Origin of the sequence: Vibrio sp. 10N.286.55.E10 (assembly GCF_002872555.1) — a bacterium.
GTDB lineage: Bacteria > Pseudomonadota > Gammaproteobacteria > Enterobacterales > Vibrionaceae > Vibrio > Vibrio crassostreae.
The window spans coordinates 124,226-135,277 of the sequence record NZ_MCSD01000007.1 but is presented as its reverse complement, the minus strand read 5'-3'; the positions used below and the strand labels follow the sequence as shown (position 1 = coordinate 135,277).

Annotated in this window: 10 protein-coding genes; 5 read left to right on the top strand and 5 right to left on the bottom strand. The window is 42.9% G+C overall.

Annotated elements, in window-relative coordinates:
• The coding region (locus tag BCV39_RS06215; protein WP_133146453.1) for an Ig-like domain-containing protein at positions 1-1,395 on the bottom strand (1,395 nt) is incomplete at its 3' end.
• Between the two features lie 445 nt (positions 1,396-1,840).
• On the opposite strand from BCV39_RS06215, the gene BCV39_RS06210 reads away from it, so the two are divergent.
• The 4 genes from BCV39_RS06210 to BCV39_RS06195 all read left to right on the top strand — a co-directional run bounded on the left by BCV39_RS06210 (position 1,841) and on the right by BCV39_RS06195 (position 6,400).
• A complete protein-coding gene (locus BCV39_RS06210; RefSeq protein ID WP_102431204.1) occupies positions 1,841-3,106 on the top strand; it encodes a TolC family outer membrane protein in 1,266 nt (421 codons plus the stop codon).
• Positions 3,106-3,723 (top strand): OmpA family protein, encoded by a 618-nt coding sequence (locus tag BCV39_RS06205; protein ID WP_048659436.1) that lies wholly within the window; start codon positions 3,106-3,108, stop codon positions 3,721-3,723. The genes BCV39_RS06210 and BCV39_RS06205 overlap by 1 nt, the downstream gene beginning before the upstream one ends.
• A gap of 136 nt (positions 3,724-3,859) precedes the next feature.
• The gene (locus BCV39_RS06200) at positions 3,860-4,210 is read left to right on the top strand and encodes a DUF2750 domain-containing protein (protein ID WP_017062305.1); all 351 of its coding nucleotides are present in this window, start codon (positions 3,860-3,862) and stop codon (positions 4,208-4,210) included.
• Positions 4,211-4,372: 162 nt separating this feature from the next.
• On the top strand, positions 4,373-6,400 hold the full coding sequence (locus BCV39_RS06195) for a diguanylate cyclase (protein WP_102431202.1): 2,028 nt from the start codon (positions 4,373-4,375) through the stop codon (positions 6,398-6,400).
• Here the strand turns inward: BCV39_RS06195 and queC are convergent.
• Positions 6,360-7,055, bottom strand: coding sequence for a 7-cyano-7-deazaguanine synthase QueC (gene queC / locus BCV39_RS06190; protein WP_017063822.1), 696 nt, complete (start codon positions 7,053-7,055; stop codon positions 6,360-6,362). The genes BCV39_RS06195 and queC overlap by 41 nt on opposite strands.
• Before the next feature lie 58 nt (positions 7,056-7,113).
• Positions 7,114-7,782 (bottom strand): 7-carboxy-7-deazaguanine synthase QueE, encoded by a 669-nt coding sequence (queE, locus tag BCV39_RS06185; RefSeq protein WP_308812639.1) that lies wholly within the window; start codon positions 7,780-7,782, stop codon positions 7,114-7,116.
• Between the two features lie 185 nt (positions 7,783-7,967).
• On the opposite strand from queE, the gene BCV39_RS06180 reads away from it, so the two are divergent.
• The gene (locus tag BCV39_RS06180) at positions 7,968-8,777 is read left to right on the top strand and encodes a Cof-type HAD-IIB family hydrolase (protein WP_102431200.1); all 810 of its coding nucleotides are present in this window, start codon (positions 7,968-7,970) and stop codon (positions 8,775-8,777) included.
• Between the two features lie 77 nt (positions 8,778-8,854).
• Here BCV39_RS06180 and BCV39_RS06175 read toward each other — a convergent pair whose 3' ends face one another.
• Together BCV39_RS06175 and BCV39_RS06170 are read right to left on the bottom strand one after the other, a co-directional pair.
• Positions 8,855-10,267: a phosphatase PAP2 family protein gene (locus tag BCV39_RS06175; RefSeq protein WP_102431199.1), complete on the bottom strand. Its 1,413-nt coding sequence runs from the start codon at positions 10,265-10,267 to the stop codon at positions 8,855-8,857.
• 72 nt (positions 10,268-10,339) lie between these two features.
• Complete coding sequence (locus BCV39_RS06170) at positions 10,340-10,819, bottom strand: GNAT family N-acetyltransferase (protein WP_048662919.1); 480 nt, start codon at positions 10,817-10,819, stop codon at positions 10,340-10,342.
• Between the last annotated feature and the right edge of the window lie 233 nt (positions 10,820-11,052).

The window sequence follows — 11,052 nt, the reverse complement described above, 5'->3', positions numbered from 1 at the left end:
GAACTCCGGCGCGTTGTCGTTCTCGTTGGTCAGGTTCAGCGTGATGTCCGCTGTATCGGCATTCACACCATCTGTCGTTTCTACGGTCAGTACGATTGAGGTCGCGCTTTCGTAGTCCACCTTCGTGGTATCTAGCACGGTGACCTTACCGGTGTCCGGGTCGATGCTGAACGCGCCGTCTTCACTGGTCGTGCTCTTCGTTACGCCATCGCTGTGCACGAAGGTGTATTGCAGATCTTCACCATCCAGGTCGGTATCGTTGCCTGTGCTCGCTTCTTGTACGTCGTACACTTCGGTGCCGTTCGCGATGCTCTCTGACACGTTATTCACGGTCGCATCGTCGATTTCCGGCGCGTCATTTACCGTATTGATATCTACATCAACAGTAATAGTATCCGTTCCACCCTGCCCGTCATCAACCACAACAGTAAAGCTATCGCTGCCGTTGTAATTTTCGTCCGGCGTGTATGTCCAATTACCATTTTCATCGACAACTACAGAGCCATTTGACGGTTCTGTCCCTTTTGTGAATGTTAGCGAGTCGCCGTCTGCATCTGTCGCGTTTAATGTTCCGCTTACTGGGGTATCTTCATCTGTAGTTACAGAAACATCTTCACCGACAGGTAGGTCATTAATTGGAGTAACACCGATATTAACGGTTATTGTATCTGTGCCGCCTTGGCCGTCAGAGACTTCTACCGTAAAGCTGTCATTACCGTTGTAATTTTCATTTGGGGTATAAGTCCAATCGCCATTTTCATCGATAACGACAGTACCGTTTGAAGGTTCTGTCGATTTACTGAATGACAGAGAATCACCATCTTCATCTGAAGCCGACAAAGTGCCACTGACTGGCGTATCTTCATCTGTCGTAAATGATACTGTGTCACCAATAGCGTCACTATTTGAATCGACAAACAGTGGGTTAGTATTAGGTTGAGCTGCGGCAGGCTCAATGAGTGAACGATAAGCATCAAGTAAGCTTAAACTTTGAGTTCGAGATAAGCCCAATGATTCGAAACCCGTAGTAACGAACTCTGTACCAGGAATAGTTTCTTCACCATCACGTTCAATAGTTCCGCTAGAAGCCAAACTTGAACCGTTTTGACCTGCTGCCGTTGCGAACTCCTCACCTAGCTCGGTCGGGTCTTGACCTTCTTCTAATGCTGCAAAGATATTCGCGATATCTTGGTCGAGCTCAATTTCGCCTTCTTCTGATGAGAAGCGTTTTGCCGATACCTGAGGTTCATTGGACCCGTTCTGAGATTCAAGAACGACATCCCCTGCTTGTAGTGGTTGTCCTTCTTCTAAGACTTTAATCGTACCATCTACCGAGATAACAATGCGCTGGCCAAGTGCTAATGCACCACCCAAATTCAATGTTGTCATGTCCATATAAACCCCTAAAAAATCTTTTTTTGTCATTAACGTCAAAATAGTGACATTATATTTATAATATTAGTTAAAATATAACACCTAAAGTCATATAATTCCTAGTTATGAATCGAGTATTTAACAACTAGAGTGACAAGCTAATGACAGTGATCACATCACACAACAATCTTAGTGCTCACAATGGCAATATAAGTTATTGTGTTTACGGAAAATAATCGGCGATAAAACTTGAGATTAACGTGTACAAGAACACCATAAAACGCACGCCGATCGGTTAACATTTTTACAACCATTTGCGAACGCCAGCTTAGCGATCGTGGTTTTTTTGGCGGTTCATCTAAATTTTGTATATAACGGCATGAATTCAAGACTTAGGTGTACGCCAATTTTAGGGAGATTTACATTGAACAGGCTTCAAAAGACAACATTAGGGTTAGCAATAAGTATTACCTTACCGGCGACAGCACAAACCCTAGAGCAAGCCGTTGCGTTTACTTTAGAAAGTAACCCTGAAATCAAAAGTGCTTATAATGAATATGTCAGTAAGCGATATATTAATGATGCTTCTGGTGGTGCTTACCGTCCGAGTATAGACCTGGATGGAGGGATCGGTTATGAACACACCGACCTAGCGACTAACTCAAGCACAACAGATCTAACTCGAAAAGAAGCGACTATTACCCTTACTCAACTTATCTGGGATGGTTCCAATACCTCAAATGATATCGATCGTACCGCAGCTGATGCAGAATCTGTACGCTATCAACTGCTATCAAATGCACAGGACATCGCTTTAGAAGTCACTAAGGTCTATCTTGATGCAGTGAAAGCCTATGAAGTACTGTCACTCTCTGAAAACAACCTCGCGACACACAAAAAAATATACAGTGATATCCGCAAACGTGTTGAATCAGGCATTGGATCAACGGCAGATATGTCACAGGTAGAGGCACGTATCGCTAAAGCACACGGTAATTTGCTTGCAGCGCAAAACAACCTTTTTGACACTCACACTCAATTTAAAAGGCTTGTCGGTCAATCTCCGCTAGGGCTAACCTTCCCTCGAGCAGATGCAGGGGCTATCCCTTATACCGTTGATGGCGCATTGGCAAAAGCCTTTAACCAGCACCCAGTAATCAAGATTGCACAAGCCGATGTGGACTCAGCCAAGTTTCAATACAAGCAATCCAAGAGTACTAACTACCCGACGGTTTCTTTTGAAGCGGCTCAAACCTGGCGTGATGATGCCGGTGGTACTAAAGGTAGTAGCGATGAGTTCTCAGCAATGGTTCGTTTGAGATATAACCTCTATAACGGAGGCTCAGATCAAGATCGTGCTGAAAGTGCCGCTTACCAACTCAATAAAGCAAAAGACCTACGTGAGAGCACTTACCGCAATGTAGAAGAGAGCCTGCGTCTTTCATGGAGCGCTCTGGATTTGACCGTTCAGCAAAAAGAGTTCCTATCTGACCACGTAGACTCGGCATCAGACACGGTTATCTCATATGAGAAACAATACCGCATCGGTAAACGTACCCTTCTCGACTTGCTTAACACTGAGAATGAATTGTTCGAAGCTCGTAAAGGGTATTTGGATGCCAAGTACGACGAACAATACGCGAAATACCGAGTAATGAACGCAACAGGAAACTTGTTGACCGGACTACGCGTCGAAACCCCTCAAGAATGGAATGAAAAGGTAGAATACTAATGAAGCTGATAAAGACTGTATTTCCGCTTTGTATCATGGTTGTCTCTGCCAATGTTTTAGCTGAAACAAGCGATGAAGAATTTGAATATCGAGCTCTTCCTGAGATCACACAAATTTATGATCTCGAAGATGATGATAATGATGGAGTAATCAATGCTAGAGATCTATGTCCCGATACGCAAATGGGTGCTGAGATAGATAACGACGGTTGTGGTTCATATTTCGAATCTTCAGAAAAGAAAGAGCTCCACATACTCTTTGCTAATAACTCTACGGAGATCAACCCGGTTTTCTTAGGGCAGATACGCCAAATGGCTGCGTTTTTGAAGCGTTACGAGAGTACATCGATTGAATTGCAAGGTTATGCCAGCAAAGTAGGTAACGCAGCACACAACCTAAAGCTTTCAAAAGAACGTGCATCGCATGTCAGACGTGCGCTGATCAGCAACGGTATTCAGCCATCTAGAGTCAACATTGTCGGTCATGGTGATTCTGAATTCAGCAGTGATGATACCCAAATCAATCACGCACTACATCGAAAGGTTGTCGCTTCCGTTGTTGGATTTAAGGGTAATATCAAAGAAGAATGGCACATTTTCACCAAAATTAAAAAGTAAGCTCTCCCCTGCTTTTACCATACTGAAACGTTATCTTAAGTTAACGTTTCAGTATGGTGATAATTCCTTGAATAGCATATACCTAAGCCGTCTATAATGTTAATCTTGCCACGTTATCAACATAGAGAATTAATCCATGAGCAAACTAACAGCTGATACTCAAGCAAATCTAGAACTTTTCGTTTCTGAAACACAGGAAACTAAACTGGTATGGGGCCTTCGCAACGAAGAAGGTTGGCTAGCATGTGACTCAAGTGAATTCGAAAACAGCGAAGTGATGCCGTTCTGGTCTTCAAAAGAAGATGCTCAGACTCACAACGTTGAAGAGTGGGCTGACTTCGAAGTATTAGAAATTCCACTAGATATCTTTGTAGAAGATTGGTTACTAACTCTTGCTGAAGACGGCGTTCTTGTTGGTACTAACTGGAATGCAACATTAGAAGGCAAAGAACTTGAGCCTTCTGACCTAGCGAAATTATACATCTAATTTCTGATATCGGTCGCGCGAATCGTGCGACCGATATACCTCTGATTAGTATCAACAAATTAGAGACCTACCTCGCATAACCTTATAGCTATAGAATTCAAAATTTGAAGCAACATCAAACTAATAATAGAATATCGTTCTTTATCTGATTGATAGTCTCTTGTGATTCACTCCTTTTTTGTTACCTTTCTGCTATTCATTAGCTTTTGTTCTTATAGCCAAGTATTACCGTCAGATCGTGACCAAAACTCATCAATCTATGCTTCCCATTTAAGCCCTACTCCTAATGCTGATTGGAACGCGCTTTATCTTTCTACTTTAAACCACTCTCCTGAGCGCGCATTAAACATGTTGCAAACACGCTATATCGGGTCAACGAGTTACGGAGATAAGCTTTACCTTGCGTCTCTTCTCTATAAATACATGAGCCACCGAGATCAGCCGTTCTACGGAATCGCTTCAAACGACAGTGACTACCAAGCGATAGAAGCAGCGTTTATTTCTGCTCTTATGAAAGACGGCAAAGGCCAATATGAGGAAGCACAACAAGGCTTTTTAACACTTTTGGCGAAAATGCAATCTCGCAGCGATTTAGCTGGAAAAGCATTGCTAAAGTACCAGCTATGCCGATCACTTAACGAGCAAGCTAAATATCATCAAGCTAACTATTACTGTTCTGCGCTTCAATCAGATTTATATAACATCGCTGACCCAGTATTGCCAAAGTTTGGAACTTATCGAGTCATTGCAAACAATCACCATTTTCGAAGTGACTATCAAGCAGCACTAGATACCTACCTATCACTGATAAATGTCTTCCCACAAGGACATGATATTTCGGGAGTTTACAACGATGTAGGTAACTTGCTCAAAGAATTAAAGCAATATGAAAAATCGGCTGAGTATCTGCAGGAAGCTCTAACTCTCAGAGAAAACGCTTCAGATTTAATGAAAGCACAAGTGCATCACAGCCTTGCGGATCTCAACCTTAACCAAGAGCAAAGTGACCTAGCAATTCACCACTTTCAGACAGCAAGAACACTACTGAGCTCGTCATCACATAGCTACGGTATCGCACTAACAAGTCTTGGCTTAGGAAAAGCGTACACTCAAACGAAAGATTATGATTTGGCGAGAACCTACTTGGTCGAATCTCTATCGGCTTCGAGCGAACTGAGCAATGATGTCATTCGTATCAATGCTTACTTGGCTATCAGCGATATGTTCGAAGAACAAAAATTGCCAACGGAAGCGCTCAACTATGCTCAACAAGCGCTAGGATTAGCGGAACAAGTCGCAAGGCATAAATACATAGCGCAGTCACTTCTACAGCTTTCTGATATTAATCAATCACTCAACGATTACCAACAAGCTTTCTATTTTTACCAGCGATACTCATCAATACAAATGGAAGCTAGAGACATCGACAATCGACTCGCACTCGAAGCCCTCGGCCTGACGCATGCCAAATATGAGCAGGAACTTGAGAACTCTTTCCTGACACATCAGACGAAACTCGACCGCGTTCAAATTGAAAAAATGGAACATCAAAGATGGATGTACAACATCGTTGTTATTCTGTTGCTTTGTGCTGCAAGCTTTACGGTATTGGTAAACAAAACGGTTCGCGCAAAAGCCGCAATTGATGGCTTAACGAAAGCATATAGCCGAACTGAGATAATTCGAAGAATCAAAAGAGTGAAACGCTGTAAAGGGATGGAAAAACAGCATGTGCTCGTGCTGCTCGATCTAGATAAGTTTAAGAAGATTAATGATGAGCATGGGCACCCTACCGGTGATCGAGCACTGATCCATATTAGTGAGAAAATTAGAAAACACTTAGTAAATGGTGAATTGTTTGGTCGCTTAGGGGGAGAAGAATTTGTCATCATGCTAACCGATACCACACCAGCAGAGGTACGAGAACGCGTTGAAGAGTTACACTACGCCATTTCCAGCACTGCCTTCTTATCAGAAAGCAAAAAGTCACTTAATGTGACCGCGAGTTTTGCTTATCTAGCAACCTCAAACGCATTAAGTGACTTTGATGACTTGTATTCAGTGCTTGACCAAGCGCTCTATCAAGCCAAAAGCAACGGCCGAAACTGCATTATTGATGCCTATAACGAGCCGATTGATTTACCTGAGATTATTTATTCTCAGCCTGTTTGCGAACCAACTCAGCCATAATGCTTTCGCGATCACCTAGGTAATCGTTAAGGCCAACTTTACGTAGTTCACATGCCGGGCAATCGCCACAGCCATCACCAACAATGCCGTTGTAACAAGTCAGTGTTTTGTTTCTAACAAGCTCAAGTGCTGAGTACTGGTCTGCTAGCGCCCATGTCTCAGCCTTGTTTAACCACATTAGCGGTGTTTTGATATCAAGCTGCTTATCCATACCTTGTACAAGTGCAGAGTTCATCGCCTTCACAAAGTCATTACGGCAGTCAGGGTAACCAGAAAAATCTGTTTCACACACACCTGTAATCACGGTTTCAGCACCGATTTGGTAAGCGTAAATACCCGCTAGTGTTAGAAATAGAATATTACGACCAGGAACAAAAGAGTTTGGTAGTCCATTCTCTTGCAACTCATGAGACACAGGAATATCGTCGCGAGTCAGAGAGCTGATAGCAAGTTCATTCAACAGAGTCACATCCATCACTTTGTGCGCTTTAACACCAAGTTCTTTCGACAATGACTCAGCAACTTCAATTTCGAGTCTATGGCGCTGACCATAATCAAACGTAATCGCATGAACTTCATCATACTCTTTTAATGCTTGAACAAGACACGTTGTTGAGTCTTGACCACCACTGAATACTACAACTGCTTTTTTCATCTTAAATCCTTACGAAAAACTTCTACTAGCGACTTATCTTGCCCAGTAAAAATACAACCTATGCGATGCTCAAATATTTGTGAGTTTGTATTGATAAGCGCCAATTGCGCTCAATGCAGGTATCAATACAAAGTTGAGTAGCGCGGTCTTTTTGGCTAATTGGTTGCAGAGCGATAACAGTGTCGCTGGGAACCGCAGCTCGATCCAATAAACCGTCAAGTTGTTCGATATCTTTGCTTGTACCTACTGGATGCTTAATTTCGTTAGCACGTTGTAAGGCGCTATCTAAGATTTCCAGTTTCGCTTTCATCGCCACCTTCGGTGACACCGTAACCCAAGTGTCAGGTGTGGCTTTTACTTCTGATGTTCCGCTAGTCTCAATCTGACAGCGACAACCGTGCTGCTCAAATGCTTCAGTAAGAGGAGCAAGATCATAAATGCATGGCTCACCACCAGTAATCACAATGTGCTTCGCAGTGTAACCTTGCTTGATATATTCATTCACGATTCCTTGAGCATCGATTGCTGACCAAGTTGGTGAATCTTCTGTCTTAACCATAATATCGCCAAGGCTGGTCTCATCTTCTGGCAACGCTTCCCAGGTCTGTTTGGTATCACACCAAGAACAGCCCACAGGGCAAATTTGCAGACGAACAAAAACAGCGGGAACGCCAGTAAACACGCCCTCACCCTGAATGGTTTCAAACATTTCATTAATCTTGTACAACTTTCCCTCAGCTCAATCATCAGATGAAATTAATCAACCGCAGACCTTAAAGCACTTCCCCCTTTTGGTCAAACAAATGAGTACCGATAAATGAGTTGATCAAAGCCCTAGCCTGAAGTTTCAAGTTCCCTTATCCTTTCGCCCATTAGATTTCGTTAGCTTTTAATTTTTTAGTAAGGAACAACATGTACAAACTGATTGCTCTTGATATGGATGGCACATTACTCAACAGTGAAAAAGTGATTTCTCAAGAGAACAAAGACGCGATCGCCAAAGCTCGTGCTGCTGGTGTGAAGGTCGTTCTGGCTTCTGGTCGCCCTTTGGAAGGCATGCAAAGCAAATTAGATGAGCTTTCAATTAACGGCAAAGATGACTTTGTGCTCTTCTACAACGGCTCTATGGTTCAGAACGTATCGACAAAAGAGATCATTCACAGTGAGATCAGCAATGGTAAAGCCGCAAAAGAGATTGCAGCCCTCGCTGAACAGCTTGGTGGTTATGTTCATGCTTTCAGCAAGGTTCACGGCTTAATCACACCTGAGAACAATGAGTACACGGGTATTGAAGCGCGTATTAACGGCTTAGATATTACCGAGTTCGACTTTTCTCAACTAGAAGATGACCACGAAATCATCAAGACCATGATTGTCGCTGAACCCAGCAAGCTAACTGAAATCATCAGCAAGTTGCCACAAGAGCTCAAGACTCAGTTTACTATCGTGCAAAGTGCACCATTCTTCTTAGAGTTCCTAAACCCAAACTCAAACAAGGGTGTCGGTATCGAAGCCATTGCGAAACACTTAGGCATTAAAGCGGAAGAAGTAATCTGCATGGGTGACGCTGAAAACGATCACCATATGCTTGAATACGCTGGCCTTGGTATTGCAATGGACAACGCGATGGATGAAACCAAGAAAATCGCCGATCACATTACCGCGAGTAACGACGACCATGGCGTAGCCGTAGCAATTGAAAAGTTTATCTTCAACTCATAATCATTCGATTCTGTAAAATTAATACTAAAAAGGCTGTGCACTGCACAGCCTTCTCTTTTTTAAATGAGTCGTGTTACTTAATTTCTAGCCCAAGGCAGACGAAATGCCACCACACCAAACAGAATCAATATTGGGAAACGTAACGTTTCAATAATAAATGAAGCAATACCACTGAAAGAGACAAAACTTCCTGCCCAGCTAATCAGCAGATTTCCCGCTAACAGCATCGCCATCACTCCAACCACGATCTTGAATGAGAACTGACCGACCAAAGGTTTCGAGTCTGTTAACGTCACTAGGCATGCAATCGTCATCAAAATAGCCACCCAGAATGAGAATGTAGGCAGTGGCCATATCACCGTGAGAACAATCGACAATAAGCATAATGCCCACCACACGCCCTTAGAACTCAATAAAACACTAATATCAACATCTGGTTTTGAATCTAACCTCACGATGTGCCACGTCGTTAAGGCACCTAAGACGCCCCCCATTAATACATCACTAAAGAACGCACTGCCTGAATACGACTTAAACAGCATGATCCAAAGTAAGCCAGCAAGCACAATCAATATTGATTGTTTTTCTAAGAGACGCTTTATTTTCCAAAAGACTAACAAAGTTAAGCTCACCCATAAAGCAGCCAGTAAACTTGGAAAACTATAGCCACTGCTCATTACCAACTTCAATGTTGGCAAGTAGGCATGCGGGCGTGGAAAACCAAAACCTTGATGTGCGATCAAAGTTAGCAGTGTCACCGAAATCAAAGTGAAGCCAAACTTCAACGCGAAGTTACGACCAAAACGCCACGCAATTACCGGCAATATCACGATGAAAACCCATGGCTTCGCTAACAAGTCAGTCAAAAGCACAGTATTCACGAACACGCTCGGCATTCTATCGAACGCGTTTTGAAGTGAAACAATCCAGCTCAATTCAACTTGATGAACTTTCGGCGCCGCGCCCACCAGCTCAGTCACATAAGTCACCGGTTGATCTGTAGCAGATAAAAACAGTTCGTTAATCTCAGACCACTGTTCTGGATAACGGTACTGGTTTGCTTCCAACTCAGTAGGAGGAAGTAACATCGCTCTGCTGACCTCTACTCCATAGTGAGGAGCAAACCAGATAGGAAGTTCAAAACCACCTAGCTCATTTCGAGCTTGATAGCTGATCACTTCAGAATCAGAGACACAATCAAACACAACGGCGCTATCGGTGTAACCCAGTACACCACCAACCGTTACCGACAAACCCGCCTCTTCCCACGTTTCGCGTTGCGCCGCGACGGCTGGCGGCTCACCTGAAACCACAGTACCTCCAGGTAGAGACAATTGACCTGTGATCAACTCATCAACCAACACGATTTGGTTATCAGCACGTACTACACACAAAGCGCCCGCGATATGATCGGGCAAAGTATTGTTTGCCCAAGCGGAAGTAGTACTCAAAAGAGACAGTATGAAAACTAATAAATATCGAATAGCCAACGAGTTTACCTAAAAATGAGAGAAAAAGTTAAAGACTGCTCTAGTGTAATCAAACACGCACAAAATCGCTGTCTACGTTTTGTGCAAAGCCTTCCTCATCCATTGAATGTGAGGTGTGAACCCCATTTTTTGATAGAAGTCCTTGGCAGGTGAATTAAAGTCCCAAACCTCTACAAAGACTTGTTCTACCCCATAATCATCAAAAGTACTTTCAACTTTGTTAAACAACTTTTCAGCAATGGATTCTTTTCGATAATCAGGTAAGACAAACAGCTCATCGACACTCCCCATCGGCACTGGTTTACTCACCGTTGAGATAAGCTCACAAAAATGTCCAGAGATAAAACCAACAATGAGATCGCCTTTTAATGCCACATAAACCAAGCATTCAGGATCATCTAAGTATCGTGCAATGCTTTTTTCCTGCTCAATCTCTTCTGCCGTTTTAAAGTGCTCTGGGCTAGCAAGGTGGTGGTGATGATGTAGATCGAACATTAACTCGTTAAGTTGTTCCAAATCCGTGTGTTTTGCAGCCCTTAAAGTGACGTTCATGACTATTGCGCTTCTCAAACCAAATTAATATCTAAACTGAGTCTAGTTTACTTGCCGTGAGTATCTATACAAGTTATTGAATTAATTCATTGTTTGAAGTGCGTATTTTAGATACAAAAACGGCCACATTGCGTGGCCATTCTGTGTGAATCATTTTGAATTAAACGAATATCGAAGCTGTGGTTTTTGCTGCAGCTGTCGCTTTATGCACCGTTATCTTCTTTATCTTCTTT

What these genes read in the sequence shown, in the direction of transcription:
- queC (WP_017063822.1), bottom strand. Translation starts at nt 7,055, where the DNA reads ATGAAAAAAGCAGTTGTAGTATTCAGTGGTGGTCAAGACTCAACAACG.
- BCV39_RS06180 (WP_102431200.1), top strand. Translation starts at nt 7,968, where the DNA reads ATGTACAAACTGATTGCTCTTGATATGGATGGCACATTACTCAACAGT.
- BCV39_RS06200 (WP_017062305.1), top strand. Translation starts at nt 3,860, where the DNA reads ATGAGCAAACTAACAGCTGATACTCAAGCAAATCTAGAACTTTTCGTT.
- BCV39_RS06205 (WP_048659436.1), top strand. Translation starts at nt 3,106, where the DNA reads ATGAAGCTGATAAAGACTGTATTTCCGCTTTGTATCATGGTTGTCTCT.
- BCV39_RS06170 (WP_048662919.1), bottom strand. Translation starts at nt 10,819, where the DNA reads ATGAACGTCACTTTAAGGGCTGCAAAACACACGGATTTGGAACAACTT.